Annotated in this window: 12 protein-coding genes; 5 read left to right on the top strand and 7 right to left on the bottom strand. The window is 60.9% G+C overall.

All coding sequences use genetic code 11. The features are described 5' to 3' along the window. Positions 1-50 precede the first annotated feature (50 nt). The gene (locus KFO72_RS28255) at positions 51-491 is read right to left on the bottom strand and encodes a hypothetical protein (protein WP_225033504.1); all 441 of its coding nucleotides are present in this window, start codon (positions 489-491) and stop codon (positions 51-53) included. Positions 492-746: 255 nt separating this feature from the next. Here KFO72_RS28255 and KFO72_RS28250 point away from each other — a divergent pair, with 255 nt between their 5' ends. The 3 genes from KFO72_RS28250 (at position 747) to KFO72_RS28240 (ending at position 5,478) form a co-directional block, all read left to right on the top strand. Continuing rightward, positions 747-2,111 (top strand): 2-hydroxycarboxylate transporter family protein, encoded by a 1,365-nt coding sequence (locus KFO72_RS28250; RefSeq protein WP_054930896.1) that lies wholly within the window; start codon positions 747-749, stop codon positions 2,109-2,111. Between the two features lie 117 nt (positions 2,112-2,228). After that, on the top strand, positions 2,229-4,124 hold the full coding sequence (locus tag KFO72_RS28245; RefSeq protein ID WP_060610501.1) for a sensor histidine kinase: 1,896 nt from the start codon (positions 2,229-2,231) through the stop codon (positions 4,122-4,124). Beyond that, positions 4,114-5,478 (top strand): sigma-54-dependent transcriptional regulator, encoded by a 1,365-nt coding sequence (locus tag KFO72_RS28240; protein WP_224100299.1) that lies wholly within the window; start codon positions 4,114-4,116, stop codon positions 5,476-5,478. The genes KFO72_RS28245 and KFO72_RS28240 overlap by 11 nt, the downstream gene beginning before the upstream one ends. 603 nt (positions 5,479-6,081) lie before the next feature. Here the strand turns inward: KFO72_RS28240 and KFO72_RS28235 are convergent. The 3 genes from KFO72_RS28235 to KFO72_RS28225 form a co-directional block, all read right to left on the bottom strand. Continuing rightward, positions 6,082-7,470: a class II fumarate hydratase gene (locus tag KFO72_RS28235; RefSeq protein ID WP_225033503.1), complete on the bottom strand. Its 1,389-nt coding sequence runs from the start codon at positions 7,468-7,470 to the stop codon at positions 6,082-6,084. A gap of 145 nt (positions 7,471-7,615) precedes the next feature. Further along, entirely contained in the window at positions 7,616-9,004 is a 1,389-nt protein-coding gene (locus KFO72_RS28230) for a cation:dicarboxylate symporter family transporter (RefSeq protein WP_054930890.1), read from the bottom strand. A 24-nt stretch (positions 9,005-9,028) separates the two neighbouring features. Next, positions 9,029-10,399 carry an adenylosuccinate lyase family protein gene (locus tag KFO72_RS28225; protein ID WP_054930889.1) on the bottom strand — a complete coding sequence of 457 codons (1,371 nt, stop codon included), beginning with the start codon at positions 10,397-10,399 and terminating at the stop codon, positions 9,029-9,031. 154 nt (positions 10,400-10,553) lie between these two features. Here KFO72_RS28225 and KFO72_RS28220 point away from each other — a divergent pair, with 154 nt between their 5' ends. Further along, a complete protein-coding gene (locus tag KFO72_RS28220; protein WP_062918239.1) occupies positions 10,554-11,285 on the top strand; it encodes a GntR family transcriptional regulator in 732 nt (243 codons plus the stop codon). Positions 11,286-11,393: 108 nt separating this feature from the next. Further along, the gene (locus tag KFO72_RS42350) at positions 11,394-12,935 is read left to right on the top strand and encodes a methyl-accepting chemotaxis protein (RefSeq protein WP_318248522.1); all 1,542 of its coding nucleotides are present in this window, start codon (positions 11,394-11,396) and stop codon (positions 12,933-12,935) included. Positions 12,936-13,387: 452 nt separating this feature from the next. On the opposite strand, the gene KFO72_RS28205 is transcribed toward KFO72_RS42350, so the two are convergent. The 3 genes from KFO72_RS28205 to KFO72_RS28195 form a co-directional block, all read right to left on the bottom strand. Next, positions 13,388-13,768 (bottom strand): hypothetical protein, encoded by a 381-nt coding sequence (locus KFO72_RS28205; RefSeq protein ID WP_224100298.1) that lies wholly within the window; start codon positions 13,766-13,768, stop codon positions 13,388-13,390. 734 nt (positions 13,769-14,502) lie between these two features. Further along, positions 14,503-15,018, bottom strand: a complete 516-nt coding sequence (locus KFO72_RS28200) for a hypothetical protein (protein ID WP_225033502.1) — start codon at positions 15,016-15,018, stop codon at positions 14,503-14,505. 106 nt (positions 15,019-15,124) lie between these two features. Next, a complete protein-coding gene (locus tag KFO72_RS28195) occupies positions 15,125-15,952 on the bottom strand; it encodes a helix-turn-helix domain-containing protein (RefSeq protein WP_225033501.1) in 828 nt (275 codons plus the stop codon). Positions 15,953-17,008 lie beyond the last annotated feature (1,056 nt).

The following is a 17,008-nucleotide window of genomic DNA, read 5'->3' as shown; positions in this document are numbered from 1 at the left end:
GCGGTGGCCGGTTCGCTGGCGTCCTTCAGACGATGGGCGCGGCGGACCGGCTATTGCGCCTTGCCGCCCGATTGCGGCGGCTGCGGGTTATGCGCGGGATTCGTGTCGTACTTGAATACACGCTCGATACCCGAGTCGCGATCCAGCGCGAGCGACGAGAGCGCGGCTTCGAGCGAGTCGGCCGTCGCCTTTGCGTAAATCTGCTCGCCCTCCACGTACACGGTGAAGGAGCGCAGGTATTTCGCTTTCTTGTCCGGGTTGTCGATGGTCTGCCGCGTCCAGTCATAGAGCGGGTACGCAGCCGTCCCGACTTCCTCGGCTTCCCTGACGTAATCGGCGAATGCGTCGAACTGGCATTTCAGTTCCGCCCGATGCCGTTTCAGCACGTCATGGAGTGGCGCGTAAGACTGCGCAGCGGGATCGGCGCGCCACGCGCCAGCGCGTTCTTCCGAAGCGGTGATCCGGATCTGGAACTGCCATGTGTCCTGCATGGTTTTCCCCAATCGGGCGATGCCGCGATTCTAGCGAATGGCTGAATTCTCAGCCTGCCTGTCCAGACCGATTCTGAGGTCTCAGAACGGCGCCGTCCGCCGCTCTTTTTTGACCCGAAAAAACGTATAAGAATCAATGGATTAAAAATTTCCTCCTTGGCAAAAAACTGGCATGGGCTTTGCGCTACAGGCACCCGCTGGCCACGGCCATAGACAAGCGATGCCACCCGCGCATCCCGATCAAGGAGACATGCTTTGCAAACCACTTCACCCGCCCACGGCCCTTCGCAGCCGGTGTCCACGCAGCAACCCGCCACCAAAACACGCTTCTGGCCGGAAGGCTGGTGGAAGCTGATGGAATACCGGATCGGCATCATCCCGCTGCCCATCTACTTCATCCTGCTGGCGCTGATCACGGGCTTCGCCGTCACCGGCAAGGTGCCCGGCGAAATTTCGATGGCGATCGCGGTACTGGCCTTCTTCGGCTTCACCTGCGCCGAGCTGGGCAAGCGTCTGCCCATCCTGCGCAATATCGGCGCGGCCGCGATCTGCGCGACCTTCGTGCCCTCGGCGCTCACGTACTACCACCTGTTGCCGAAACCCGTCCTCAACCTGACGACGGAGTTCACCAAGCAGACGAACTTCCTGTATCTGTTCATCGCGTCGATCATCGTCGGCAGCATTCTGAGCATGGACCGGCGCGTGCTGATCCAAGGCTTCATCAAGATCTTCGTGCCGCTCGCAGTTGGTTCGGTTGCGGCGGCCATCGTCGGCACGGCCGTCGGCGCGATGTTCGGGCTTGGCGTGCGGCATACGCTGCTGTATATCGTCGTGCCCATCATGGCGGGCGGCGTCGGCGAGGGCGCGATTCCGCTGTCCATCGGCTATTCGGAGATCATGCATCTGCCGCAGGGCGAGCTGTTCGCACAGGTGCTGCCGCCCGTGATGCTCGGCAGCCTGACGGCGATCGTGCTGTCGGGCGCGCTCGACATGATCGGCAAGCGCTTTCCGCATCTGACGGGACAGGGTCGTCTGCAGGTCGGCGAGAAAGATGAAATGGACCCTGTGAAGGAAGAGATCACCGGCCATATCGACGTCTCGCATATTGCCGCAGCCGGCATTACCGCGATCACGCTGTATCTGCTCGGCCTCATGTGCCGCAACCTGTTCGGCCTGCCCGCGCCCGTCGCGATGCTGTTCCTCGCGGTGCTCGTGAAGCTCGCGCGCGCGGTGTCGCCGCAGTTGCAGGAGGGCGCGTTCGTCGTCTACAAGTTCTTCTCGACGGCCGTCACGTATCCGCTGCTGTTCGCGATCGGCGTGGCGATGACGCCGTGGGACAAGCTGATCGCCGCGTTCACGATCGCCAATATCGTGACCATCGTCGTGACGGTGGCGACGCTGATGGGCACGGGCTTTGTGGTTGGACGCTTCCTGAAGATGTACCCTATCGACACCGCAATCGTGAACGCCTGCCACAGCGGCCAGGGCGGCACGGGCGACGTGGCGATCCTGACGGCGGCGAACCGCATGACGCTGATGCCGTTCGCGCAGATCGCCACGCGCATCGGCGGCGCGATCGTGGTGACGCTGACGCTGATCCTGCTGGCGCATTTCGGCTGACGCGACGGCGCCCGATGCGGCGCGGCGGCGGGCGGCGCGATCGGCTTGCGCCGCCCGTTTTCGTATAAGGTGCCGTGCGCGAGTCCAGCGCAAGCCGGCATCCGGCGTCCGGCATCGATGAGGTTGAATGTGCGCGTGAGAATAAGAGGCATACCGTTATGGGCATGGGCCGCTGCCGGCGCGCTGTATCTCGGCGCAGCGGCCGCGGCCGTCGAATTTGCGTGGGACCGCGCCATCGATGCGCTCGCGCAAGTCGGCGCGCATCGGCTGGACCTGTACGCCGCCAGCCTGAAAAGCGAGTTGGGCCGCTTCGAGACGATGCCCGCCATCGTCGCGCGGCAAGACAGCGTGCGCGCGCTGCTGCGCGCAGGCTCGCGCGCTTCGCCTGAACTGCTGCACGAAGTCAACACGTATCTCGAAGCCGTCAATGCCGACGCGGGCAGTCTCGCCACCGACGTGATCGACCTGCAAGGCGAGGTGATCGCCGCGAGCAACTGGAACCAGTCGTTCAGCTTCGTCGGCACTAACGTTTCCTATCGGCCTTACTTCAAGGACGCGCTCGCGCACGGCGCGGGGCGCTTCTTCGGCATCGGCACGAACACGGGCATGCCGGGCCTGTACTTCTCGAGCGCCGTGCGCGACGCGGGCAAGCCGATCGGCGCGGCGGCCGTGAAGCTGAGCGTCGATGCGCTCGAAGCGGCATGGCGCACGCCCGGCGAAGCGGCGATGGTGATCGACGGTAACGGCGTGATCGTCATCTCGACGGTGCCCGCGTGGAAGTTCACCGCCATCCGTCCGATCACCGCCCAGCAGCAGCACGATATTCAGGCTTCGCGGCAATACGCGGGCCGCAACGTCGACGCGCTGCCTTATCGCCGGGTCGGCGACTGGAATGGAGCGGCATGGCTCGGGCGCTTTCCCGACTGGCGGCGGGCGGGCCACACCACGCAGTTTCTCGTGATGTCGCGGAGCGCGCCGCAAGCGGGCGACTCGATCATGGTGTTGCTCGACGTCGCCACCGCGCGACGCCAGCAGCAGATTGCGCTGGCGTTCGTGACGGGCGCGTTTCTGATCGCCGGGTTGTATGCGCTGTACGCGACCCAGCGGCGCCGCACGATCGCTGAAAAGCTCAAGGCGCAGGACGCGTTGCGCCTCGTGAACGACCGGCTGGAGATGACCGTCGCGCAACGCACGGCGGCGCTCGTGGAAACCAATGAACGGATGAAGCAGGAGATCGTCGAGCGCAAGCGGACCGAGCAGCGACTGCGCGACTCGCAGCAGGAAGTCGTGCATGCGGGCAAGCTCGCCGTGCTCGGGCAGATGGCCGCGGGCCTCACGCACGAGCTGAACCAGCCTCTTGTCGCGATCCGCACGCTGTGCGACAACGCGCGCACGTTCTTCGAGCGCAACCAGCCGGCGCAGGCGGTGGCGAATCTGGAGCGCGTGGCGAAACTCGTCGACAGCATGGCCGTGCTGACGGGCGAGTTGAAGACCTTCGCGCGCAAACCGGATGTCGAGCGGGTGGCGGTGTCGTTGAGCGAAGCCGTCGCGCACGCGCGGCTCATCTACGAAGCGCGCATTCGCGACGAAGGCGTGCAGCTCGACGTGAGGATTCCGGCGGGCACGACGGTATGGGCGGAATCGAGCCAGTTGCAGCAGGTGATCGTCAACCTGCTGGGCAATGCGCTCGACGCCGTGCGCAACGAACCAAGACGTGTCGTCACGATTGCCGCCGCCGATCCCGACGCGCGCGAACGCGTGCTGTTCACGATTGCGGATAGCGGCCCCGGCATCGCGCCCGACGTGCTCGCGCATCTGTTCGAGCCGTTTGTAACGACCAAGCCGCGCGGGCAAGGTCTCGGCCTCGGGCTTGCCATTTCGTCGCGTATCGTGGAAGGTTTCGGCGCGAGGATTTCCGCTGCGAATCTTGCAGACAGCGGCGCGGACGGCGGCGCACAATTCACTATCGAATTCGCGGCGGCAACGTCGCAGAGGGTGGTTCATGGGAGATGACATTCGCGTGCTCGTCGTCGAGGACGACGAGAACGTTCGCTTCGGCGTCGAACAGGCGGTGGCGCTGGCGGGGTTTGCCGTCAGCGCGTTTGCATCGGCGGCACAGGCGCTGGCCGAAGTCGCGCCGGGCGCGCCGCTCGTGATCGTGTCGGATGTGCGGATGCCCGGCATCGACGGATTGCAGCTGCTCGACAAGGTGATGGCGATCGATTCGCAGATCCCCGTCGTGCTGATCAGCGGGCATGCCGACATCTCGACGGCCGTGGGCGCGATGCAGGTGGGCGCGTACGACTTCATCGAGAAGCCTTTTTCCTCCGACCATATTGCGGGGCGTGTCGCGCGCGCGGTCGAGAAGCGGCGCCTCACGCTCGAAGTGCAGGGCTTGCGGGCCGCCCTCGACAACTGGCAAGGCATCGAGGCGCTGGTGCTCGGCAAGTCTCCCGCCATCGCCGAAGTGCGCAAGAAGATTCTGCGGCTCGCCGACACGTCGGTATCGGTGTTGATCACGGGCGAGACGGGCACGGGCAAGGAGCTGATTGCGCGCAGCCTGCACGATTTCGGCGGACGCCGCGACAAACATTTCGTCGCGCTCAATTGCGGCGGCCTGCCGGAACAGATTTTCGAAAGCGAGCTGTTCGGGCACGAAGCGGGGGCGTTCACGGGCGCGATCAAGAAGCGCGTCGGCAAGATCGAATGGGCGCACGGCGGCACGCTTTTTCTCGACGAAATCGAAACCATGCCGGTCGGGCTGCAGATCAAGATGCTGCGCGTGCTGCAGGAACGCACGCTGGAGCGGCTTGGCGCGAACGAGTCGATTTCCGTCGATTGCCGGGTGATCGCCGCGTCGAAGGCCGATTTGACGGCGCTTTCCGCCGACGGGCGCTTTCGCTCGGACCTGCTGTACCGGCTCAACGTCGCGCAGATCGAACTGCCGCCGTTGCGCGAGCGCCGCGAAGACGTGCCGCTGCTGTTCGAGCACTTCGTGCTGGCGGCCGCGCGCCGCTTTGGACAACCGGCGCCCGTTGTGTCGGCGTCGCAGGTTTCGGAACTGATGACGCACGCGTGGCCCGGCAACGTGCGCGAGTTGCAGAACGTCGCGGACCGCTTCGTACTCGGTCTCACGGGCGACAGTCTGCTGGCCGAGGGCGGCGGCACGACTGTCAAGGGCGGTACGCTCGCCGACCAGCTTGCGTACTTCGAGCGCAGGTTGATCGAAGACATGCTGCGGCGTCACCACGGCAACGTGGCGGAAGCGAGCGAGGCGCTCGGCATGCCGAAGAAGACGCTGTATCACAAGCTTCGCCAGTTGAAGATCGCCGCGCGCGATGTGCAGGGCGAAGAGATCGATACGTAGCGTTTGCATTGTCAGGCGCCGTCGGTGCTCGGCATCAGTGCGCCGGAGGTCCTGGCTGAACTTCAGGAAAAGCTTGCGCGCGAAATGTCGCCCGCACGAACAGGAGCGGAGCGGTGAGCGCCAAACCAGGTTGACGGGGCGAATTCTGGAATCGGCCACAACCGGTCGATCGACATCGATGCACGAATAGTCAACAATTCAGGTTACCCCGGCATTCGACAATTACAAGGGAGTTGGTCAATCTATCGATATGCAAAGCGAAAAACAGAGGATCGTTCAGCGTTTCGTAAAGGGATATCTATCGCTACTCGCGATGATGCTGTTTATTTTGACCGTATCGTTGGTCAAGGGCGCGGGCTGGAAAGTTCTTCTGGTTGGTGCGCCTCTCTTTGTTACACTGTTTATCGGTATAACGTATCAACTAGCCAAAGAAGTGCACACGCTCAAGCGACAGAATTCAGTGCTTCCGAAGTAGCCGATCTGTACGCGCGATTCCTTCGTCCCGCGTCCGCTTTGGAGACGCCTGAAGGTCGCCTACGGCTCGCTTCGAGGCGTCCGAGGACGGCCGCGTACAAACGCGATCGTCGTGCCCGGCCCCTAGTGCTATTTAGCATTCGCCAAACGCGCAGGGTCGACCATTCTGTCGTACTGGTCCGCGTCGATGATGCCGAACGACAACGCCGCAGCGCGCGGTGTGATGCCTTCTCGCAATGCAAGCGCAGTTATCCGCGCGACAGCATCATAGCCTAGCACCGGATTGAGCGCTGTCACCGACAATAGTGCGTTCTCGACGTTCGTTGCAAGTCGCAGCGCGTCGACCTGAAGTCCCCTCACTACGCGTTCGTCGAAGTTTCGACAGGCGTCGCTCAGCACGCGTATCGACTGCAGGACGTTGTAAATCAACACCGGCTTCGCGACGTTCAGCTCGAAAAGGCCGGATGCCCCCGCAAGTGTCACTGTCTGGTGATTGCCCATTGTCTGGAAGCAGGCCTGCACAAGCACTTCGGCGATCGTCGGATTGCGTTTGCCCGGCATGATCGAAGAGGTGAGGCCGTCATCGGGAATGATGAGTTCGCCTAGCCCGCAGCGTGGTCCCGAACCGAGCAGGCGAATGTCGTTGGCAATCTTCAATAGCGATGTTGCAATCGTGTTGAGTACGCCTGACACCTCGACCAGTGCATCGTGTGACGCCATACCTTCCAGCTTGTGCGGATGTGTTCGAAAGGGCAGGCCTGTGCCGGTAGCGAGTTCCGAGCAGAAAAGCTCCGGGAACTGCGCTGGCGCATTCAACCCGGTGCCTGCAGCCGTTCCGCCCTGTACGAGCAGCATTAGCTCGGGCAGCGCTGCGTCGATGCGAGAAATCGCAGCGGCTATCTGATGGGCGTACGCTGCGAAGGTGCGGCCCATCGTCGTCGGCACGGCATCCATGAGATGCGTGCGCGCGATCTTCACCGTATTGGCGAATGCACATGCGCGTTCGTCTAGCGACGCTTGAAGCGATACGAGCACAGGTCGGAGATGCCCGGTCAGTTCAAGAGCTGCGCTCACATGCATGACGGTTGGGAAGCTGTCGTTCGAAGACTGCGACGCATTGACGTGATCGTTCGGATGCACGGGCGACTTCATGCCCAGCGGCTGGCCGAGCAGTTCATTGGCGCGGTTGGCAATGACCTCGTTCGCGTTCATGTTGGTCTGCGTTCCCGAGCCGGTCTGCCAGATGCTCAACGGAAAGTGCTCGTCCCATTTCCCTTCACTCAGTTCTGTGGAGGCTGTTTCGATTGCATCGGCGAGGCGCGGATCAATGACGCCGCATGCGCGGTTGGCACGCGCGGCTGCATGTTTCTGCAAACCGAACGAGTGAACCAGCGCGGAAGGAAACCGCTCTTCTGCCGCGCCGAACACGTCCAGCGCGCGCTGCGTTTGCGCGCCCCAGTAGCGATGCGCGGGGATATCCACGGGTCCGAACGCATCCGATTCAGTTCGCGTATTCATGATGGGCTTTTGCAGGTTAGTGTGAAGAGGCGGAGATCATCAGACTTCAGCGAAGCACTCCCCGTTTGAGAGCGAAAAGCGGCTGATCAAACCGATTCCAGCCGCTTCCATCATGCGTCGGTGCGATGTGTTCGACTAATTCGAGTTATCGAAGCGTGACGGGATGAGGATTCACCTGGTTGACGTTTTCGTGCGAAAGATTGCTGTCCGTTGCACGCTCATCCGCTTCCGCGACTTCCGGATAGAGCTCGGGATAGAGGTGCCGCTTTGCGGCTTCCGCGTCGAATGTGCCCGACCAGCGCGCGACCACCACGGTAGCGAGGCTGTTGCCGATCGTGTTGCACGTGGCGATCGCCATCGACATGAAACGGTACACGCCGAAAATAACAGCCAGTCCTTCAACGGGAAGAATGCCCGTCGAAGTGACCGTCGCAGCGAACACGACGAACGATCCGCCTGAAACAGTCGCCGCGCCTTTCGACGTCAGCAGCATGAGCAGCAGAATGCCGATCTGATGTTCGATCGTAATGGGCACGTTGTACGCGTGAGCGATGAACATGACACCCATCGACATGAAAATCGATGTGCCGTCCAGGTTGAACGCATAACCCGTCGGCAGGACGAGACCCACGGTCTGTTTAGTGCAGCCGAGACGTTCCAGCTTGACGAGCAGCCGCGGCAACGCGCTCTCCGACGACGCGGTGCCGAGCACGATCAGGATCTCATCCTTGATGTAGCGCATGAAACGCCACATGCTGAAGCCCGCAAGCTTCGCGATGATACCCATCACGACAGCGATGAACAGAATGATGACGGCATAGAAGGTCAACACGAGCTGCGCGAGCGCGACCAGTACAGCCGTGCCGTTGCTGCCGACCGCGAACGCCACTGCGCCGAAGGTGCCGAGCGGCGCGACCTTCATCACCAGATTGATGAACGAGAACAGCACTTGGGAAATGAGATCGAGCCCCTCGTTGATGCGCGCACGGCGGCTTTCGGGAATCGCGAGAATGCCGATCCCGACCATGACAGCCAGCACGACGACCTGAAGTAATTCACCCTTCGCGAACGCGCCGATGAAGTTGTCCGGCACCAGATGCATGACGAACTCGGTGAAGCCTTGCGGCGCTGCCCTTGCCGCGACGACAGGTACAGCGCCAGGTGTGATGGCCGTCATGCCTTTGCCTGTTTGCAACAGATTTCCGGCCAGCAGCCCGACGGCCAGTGCGATGGTCGACACGACCTCGAAGTACACGATCGAGCGCCAGCCGACGCGCCCCGCGCTCTTCACGTCGCCGGCCGATGCGATGCCATGCACGATGGTGAGAAACACGAGCGGTGCTACGCCGGCCTTGATCAGCGCAAGAAAAATATCGCCGAGGATTTTCAGCTGCGCGCCGAACTTCGGAAAGATCAGACCGACTGCGATACCGAGCACGAGAGCAATAAGCACCTGCATGCCCAGCTTGCGGTACCACGGCCGCTTCGCCGCTGGCGCGACTGTGTCGTTATGTGATGTGTTGTCTTTCGTCATGGTGTGGCTCCTCCACAGCGTTCGTCAGATCTCGCTCGATAGCGCGATGGCGTGATCGACCATTTGCGGCGCGAGGCCCAGATAGTTGGTGGGATCGGTCATCGCGCCGATCGCGTTGCGATCGAAATGCCGGGTGACTTCAGGGAGTGCCGCCAGCGCTTCGGCGAGCGTGCCGCCACTTTCGTTCACCGTGCGGCATGCGTCGTAGACGATGTCGTGCGCCTGCTGGCGTCCCGTGTAGGGTGCCATCTGCATCATCACGGCTTCGGCGACGATCAGCCCCTTGCTGATGCCGAGGTTGTACTTCATGCGATCCGTGTCGACGATGAGTCCGCCCAGCGCGAACTTCGCCTGATGGAGCGCACCCGAAGCGAGGATGAAGCTTTCGGGAATCGCAATCCATTCCGCGTGCCAGGGTCCCGTCGCGCGCTCGAAGTCCTGAATCATCGCGTCCACCATCAAGCCGGCGTGCTGTCGGATGGCTTTGGCGGCCGCCAGCATGAGCTCGCTCGAAATAGGATTGCGCTTTTGCGGCATCGTGCTGCTCGCACCACGGCCCTTGACGAACGGTTCGTACACTTCGCCGAATTCGTTGGACGCCATGATCATGATGTCGGTTGCGATCTTGCCGAGCGAACCGGTGACGAGCGCGAGCAGGTTGACGGCCTCGGCAAAACCATCGCGTGCGACGTGCCAGGTGGTCGCGGGCACGCCGAGTTGCAGTTCGGCGGCAAGCGCCTTCTGTACTTCGAAGCCCTTGTCGCCCAACGAGGCGAGCGTGCCGGCCGCGCCCGCGAATTCGACGACGGCTACGCGCGGGCGCAGTTGCGCAAGTCGTTGCTGATGACGGTCGAACATCGCCAGCCAGATCGCCGTCTTGTAGCCGAAAGTGACGGGCAATGCCTGCTGCAGATGCGTGCGGCCGGCCATCGGCGTGTCGCGGTGCTTTTTCGACAGATCGACGAGAATGCCGCGCAGTTCGCGTATATCGGCATCGATCGAATCGAGCGCGTCGCGCACCTGGAGCGCGACGGCCGTATCCATGATGTCCTGCGTCGTGGCGCCCCAGTGCACATAGCGGCCTGCCTCGCCGCACATGCCGACCAGTTGATGCACGAGCGGAAGAATCGGATAGCCGACGATGTCGGTTTCCTCGCGCATGTGATCGAAGTCGATGCGCTCGATCTGCGACTCGCGCGCGATCACATCCGCAGCGTCAGCCGGAATCACGCCGACGCGCGCTTCGGCCTTCGCGAGCGCGACTTCGACGTCGATATAGCGTTGCACCAGCGCGTGATCGGAAAACAGGGCGCGCATTTTGGCGGTGCCGAAGGCGTCGCGAAACAGGATCGAATCGAAGACGGTGCTGGAAAGCGGGGGGGTGCGGGTAGTCATGACGATGCCTTGAGTCGAGCAAGCAGGATTGTGCGACAAGCGGACAAGTTCCAATATGTCCGGACATATTGAGAATAATATGTTCGAACATATCGTTCAAGTTATGATTTACCCTGGAAGAGCATCGATCCCGGTGTCGCCATTCTTTGCACGCATGAATAGACCTCATTACGCCGACATTGCTCGCGATTTGACCGAGGGCATCGCCAGCGGCCGCTTTCCGGTTGGTTCTTATCTACCGACCGAACTGGAGTTGCGCGACCAGTACAACACCAGCCGGCACACGATTCGCGCGGCGCTGAACGAGCTTCAGCAGCTTGGATTCGTGTCGCGGCGCAAGAACGCCGGCACGCGCGTCGAGTCGGCGCAGCCGAAGAACGATTTTCGTCCTTCGCTGGGTTCGCTCGAGGATCTGGTGCAGTTCGGGTCGGAACATCTGCGGGTGATTCAGTCGGTGGAAAGGGTCACGGTTGCAGGCAGACTCGCCAAGGTTCTGCAATGCGAGGAAGGTGCGCACTGGCTGCGCGTGTCGAGCCTGCGTATCGAACGCGACAGTTCGCGTCCGCCCGTCGGCTGGACGGATGTCTACATCGATCCGACCTACACGGAGATCGCCGAAGAAGCGGCGGCAGCGCCTGACACGCTGATCAGTTCGCTGATCGAGGCGCGTTACGGCCGCTGTGTCGTTGAAATCCAGCAAAATGTCCAGGCAGTGAACGCCACGAAAGAGATGGCTGAGCGACTTCAGATGCCAATCGGTTCGGCGGCGCTGGAAATCGTGCGCCGCTATATCGATTCGACGGGCGTGGCCTTCGAAGTGTCGGTGAGTGTGCATCCCGCCGGCCGGTTCACCGTGTCGACGAGACTCAAGCGCTCAGACGCGTGAGGGTTTACACCGATCCATGTTTGGGGTGATGCGACCGATACCCAATATGTACGGACATATCCGGTTCAAGCCCCTGCGGGGCTCACGTCATCCAGCGGACATTTACACATGTTTTCGAAAGTCTCGATCAGGGCGCGGATCTCGCTCGCCTTCGGCTTGCTCGTCGCCCTGATATTGGTCGTTGCCGCGTTCGGTCAGTGGGGAACGCAAGAGGGGAAGTCGGCGCTCCACGAAATCTATGCGGTGCAATTATCGTCCGCCGTCGCGCTTGGCGACACCAAGTACAACATGACGATCGCGCGCGTTTCGATGGACCGGGCGCTCCTGCACCCGGAATCGCCGGACGTAAAAGTGCTTCTGCAAAAAGCACGCGCCTATCTGGCGACGTCGAAGAAGGCCTACGAACGCTATCTCGCGCTGCCGAAGTCCGCTGAACAGCAAAAGCTGGCAGAGGCCGTCTCGCTGACATTCGACCGGTTGATCAAAGGTGCGATCGAGCCCACGCTGCAGTCGCTCGAAACGGGCGACGCGGTTGCCGCCAACCGGATCACGATGGACGTGATGCCGCCGCTGGCGCTGGCGTTCACCAAAAGCACCGACGCGCTCAACGACTACCTGATGACGAGCGGCGAATCGAGCTATGAAGACTTCCAGTCGACGCTCAGCACGGTCAGCGGTGCGTCGGTCGCGGCACTGTGTGTCGCCATCCTTCTGTCACTGGTGTGCGCGATCGGGCTGCATCGCGCGATTGGCCGCCCGTTGATCAGAGCGCTGGAGGTCTGTTCGGCGATGTCCAGTGGAGACCTCTCGAACAAGGTTCAAGTGGAGGGCCGCCATGAGATGACTGCGCTGATGCAGGGTCTTTCATCCATGCAGGAGGGACTGAAATCGACGGTCACAACCGTCCTCTCGAGCAGCGAGTCGATGGCTAGCGCTACGAGCGAGATCGCATCGGGCAACTCGGATCTGTCACGGCGCACCGAGGCGCAGGCGGCCGCGTTGGAACAAACGGCCGCAAGCATGGAAGAACTGACAGCGACCGTCGCCCAAAATAACGAGCGTGTCGGATTCGCAACCGAATATGCCAGCAACGCATCGGACATTGCGAAGACAGGTAGCGCCATGATGGATCGGGCCGTGCGAACCATGGCTGGCATATCGGATCAGTCGACAAAGATCGCGTCCATCATCGGCACGATCGAAGGGATCGCATTTCAGACGAACATACTGGCGTTGAATGCCGCCGTCGAAGCGGCCCGTGCGGGCGAGCAGGGTCGCGGCTTCGCTGTGGTTGCCGCTGAGGTGCGCACGCTCGCGCAGCGCTCGGCTAGCGCGGCAAAGGAAATCAAGGCGCTGATCGACGAAGCCGTGACGGGCGTGACTGAAGGATCGGGGCTCATCGATCAGGCAGGCCGCACGATGACGGAGATCGTTCAGTCTATCGAAAAAGTCAGCAACGTGATGCAGGAAGTGGCGGCGGCGTCGAAAGAGCAACGGGATGGCATCGAACAGGTCAACCGCGCAGTCTCACAACTGGATGAAACGACCCAGCAAAATGCGGCGCTGGTGGAAGAGACTACTGCGGCAGCGCTGTCGCTTGCCGATCAGGCGCAGACACTCCGATCGGCGGCGAGTCGCTTTCGAACATAAAGGCGCAGAAGCCAGCCAAGGCCCGGTTGCATGACGTTGTTGATGTGACCGCGGTACCTGCGCGTGGCTGGCGACTTCCGGATTCGGGCCACGAACGGTCGGTCGACGAAGCGATGTACATCGTGAACAATGATTCACTGGTTCAACGCCAAACCTAGGGACGCCCATGATCCACGAGTACGACCTTTCGGTTCTCTCGCCGCGCCTCACCGGCCCCTTCGCGAGATACCCGACGCGGAGCTTTCTGTCGGCAACGTTATGGTCGAGGTCAGCAGCGGTTGGCCAATGCCAAACGCGACTGTATGGTTACAGAACCCGATGAGCCGAAAGTATTCGGCGGATTACCCTGACCTCGAATACGCCTTTCTCGGCGACCCGAGAAACTGGCTGGTGCATTACCTTGACATCCAGATCGGAGCGATGGTTGCAGCCAAGTGCTAGCGCACGACCCGTCAGGCTGTTCCGCCATTGGCGTAGAGATGATCGACGCAGTATGCACTACCATTCAACTGATTCTTCTTACAGCCGCTCCACATGCATTTCGCCGCTGTATTCTCTCCCCGCGACTGAGCAAGGTACTCCTTACGCAGGGCCTCGTCTGAATCATTCCAGCCTTCCGCATCTGCGACCTTCACCGCAAGCTGAATCTGATACTTGTCCCATTCATCAACAGCCCATAGTTGCCCACACGTGGGACATCGCAAAAGCGCCCGCCAGTGCGCAACATCCACATGGCGGAAGCCGGGAATCAGTGCTAGCAAACTCCCGTTAATCCGGCGTATCGCCGGATGGTCGCGGCAATCACATTCCATTTGCTTATTGTTGTCGCTCATCGCTGCAAGACCGTAACGGCTATAGCACCGATCAGCTCGTCAACACTTATCCGTTCCGCTTCGGAAATCTCAGTTCGACAGTCGACTCGCAGCGCACGTAACGCTTCGTGGAGCTCGCCCCAATCATCGGTCAGGCCATTTGTAAGCGGCCAAGCGCGCAACAAGTGGCGCAAGGGACGTGCTGCCCGCCGTTCGCACCAAGCGTCGAACAGTTCGAAGCATCCAGCGTTGATCTCGTCAAAAAACATTGATCGATCTTCAGATAACGTTGAGGAGGCTATGAATGATGCATCATTTCGAGTGACCGCTGTCGAGCATTTCGATCGTCCCTCGTGGCTCGGGCTGCGTCAGTCTGCTCCTCGAACTCATCGCTCGAAAGCGGGCCACTTGAATTCAGCGGCCCGAAAACAGCCAGTCGGCAGTGCGTACTCCCGACCCTGAGCGGTCTTACATACCCCCAAATGTCCGGATGGCCGCTTTCAGAGGTGCAGCGGTCATCCTTACTGCCGGATCGACTCATTACTCGAAGCCACTGCGGACGGAGTCCCCGATCTTGTTCCACACTTGACGAGCGGTCCGTCCCTGAAGAGCGCCACCGGGAAGAATGGAGGCGGCGGGAATCATCGCCAGTTTCAACTGCCTGTGTCAGCCGAAGCGCCGGACTCCAATCCAAACGCAGTTTTTTGGCGCGTTTCCTGTTGATATAAAACCCTACGACGGGAGCACGAGCTGGATCAGAAGGGCATGTCCTTGAGGACGGCAGTCGTCGTTATCCAGAGTTCGTCTGGTTCGGCCTGCTGGAGCCTTCGATCTAAGGCGGCGAGGTGCATCTCCCAGACATCGCCGTACACTCGGCAGAACAATTCCATCGATTCTAGAACTGCGCCCACCCAGGCGGTGTCTTTGCCTTCACGTGTAAGGCGTTTAAAGAGTGCGCGTTGCTTTTGTAACGTGGCAACGCTCCGGGCGGCAGCCGACCGGGCGTGTTGTTCTGCCTTCCATGCGTCGAGCAGAGCAGGAAGATTGCGCGTGTGCTCATATAGCCAGTAGTGGCACGTAGAATAATGCGACGCAAACGCCTCTCCACGTTCGCGCAGCGTTCTGACCCATCCCAGAACAACGAGCGGCGGCAACGTATCTCCGCACGGCCCCCACAACGTCGAAACCAGAAACTCGTCGACGTCGTATGGCGATCCGCTTGCGATGACGCTCGGGACATCGACGTCAACACGATGTGGGGTTGTCATCACGACGACCTCTCGATGTTCACGTTGGAAACCATATTTTATTCTTATCTGATATTCCTCGACCTGTGAGCCTGCTGATCCGACGACATGCGAGGCCTCGCAAAATGAATCAGCTACCGACTTTTCGGTTGGCAAGTCGGTATGCGCGCGGCGTCACACCGGTGTATCGATGAAACACGTCGGTGAAATGCTGCTGAGTTTGAAATCCCGTGCGCGCGGCAACGTCAACTAGGGGGACGGTCTCATCGCGCAATATTGTCTTGGCAAACTTCATCCGTTCGAGTGTCACGTACCGATGCGGCGGGCTGCCCGTCGCCGTTTTGAAGGCGCGTGCAAAGTGTGATGCACTCATGTCCACCAGCACTGCGAGTTGCCCGACCAAAATGGTTTCGGTGATGTGCTCATGAACGAAGGCTTCAATGCGAATCAGCATTTGACGCGTAAGAGGCGTATCTGGCGTGGCCGCACCAGCCCAGAGCCCGTAGTTAAGAGCGATGTGTACCGAAATGACATCGGCGAAAGCGTCTGCGCAGGCAGCGTCGATGAGCTTCACAACATGCAAGGCACTCAATGTGTCCGCGACCTCGCACAGGAATGGATCCCAAAACCTGGACCATTTTGGGACCGCTACAAACGATTCTCGCGAGGCTTGTCCAAGGACACACCTTTTTAGTTCGATGACCCATCCCTTGGGATCGTTGTCAGCGATCGTGGCCAACTGCGCGCACGCCGGAATGACCGCGACAGATGGAGCACTTATTAGTATCGACTGGTTCACTCCGAGGTCGTCGCAGCCCGCAGCCTGCACATCAGTGGTACCTGTAGGCATCACGAGCCGAAGTCCCTGAGCTGGATTCTGCCCGCCATTGGTGAATGCGACGTTCAACGTTTTGCAGCGCAACCCGTGATCCGCGTCCAATCCGCTCGTTTGTTTCATGATAGACAGAAGCCTCCTCGTTTCCTCGTCGGAAAATTCAAGCTTATGCCAACTTCAAGGCTTCCTAACGCGGATTCGTCTTCCGTGCAGAAGCGACCCCGACCTCGTTTGGAATCGCTGCTGAGCTACATCGCTGGGCAACTCAGACGACGCTCGACCAGTGATTTGCCGGGACTCAAACCTACACATCCTTCCGGAAGGCATTCTGCAGGCTGACGCTTATGCCGGGTATGACGCGGTGAGCGACGGGACCGCATGCGCGGTCCCATATGTTGGCCGACAACATCGTCATCATCGGCGTCTCATAAGTAGTGAAGTGACTGATGGCCGACACTGACGAACGGCCGAGCCCTTTCCAGCCGAAAGGCCGCCAACGGTTACGTTGATCCCGTCGCCCCTTGGAAGCATCCACGTCGTGGCGCTGGCTGCCCATTGCCCGCGAAACGGGACCGTCCGTAAAGACCGACGCACACGACGGTCCGTTGTCTGCGCGGAGCCGCCGTTCGAATGTCCGTGTGACAGCGTGAGCCAATGGCCGGTGTTGGCCGGCTCGAGGCAGTGCCGGCGGCAATTAGCCTACCGAACAACGGCCATTGAGCGAGGGCGGACGAGACCGAAGCTTTCCAAATTCGTCGACGACCTCCACCAGCGGCTTGCGGCGTGTGACCAGTTCGAGTCTAAGCCAGTAAAAGTTCGGGCCGACCACTGCACCGTCCGGTGTGCATCCGAGGCACGGCAATCGAAGCGTATTGCGCTAAGAAATTAGTTACAGCCGGACCGCACCGTGGTAGCAATTTTAGTTGACGCGGAATTCGCGCTGACGACGCTTGATAGAGCCAGCACCACGGCCGCCCCCCACCACTCAGTCCCAACATACGGCGGTGGCACACATCCCGATTCGCACAACTCGGCGAGGCTATTGGGGCTCCAGGTGTTGAACAACGAGGGCGGGGATGGCCGCCGTGCCTGGTTGCCGTACATTCGCGTCTGAAAGCCGCGCAGCGGGAGCGCAGAGATCCGACAAGTCTTTGCAGGAATGAGAAAGAAGTGCAACCG

It is taken from the genome of Paraburkholderia sp. XV (genome assembly GCF_020177535.1).
GTDB lineage: Bacteria > Pseudomonadota > Gammaproteobacteria > Burkholderiales > Burkholderiaceae > Paraburkholderia > Paraburkholderia caribensis.
This window is presented reverse-complemented; position numbering and strand designations above follow the sequence as displayed.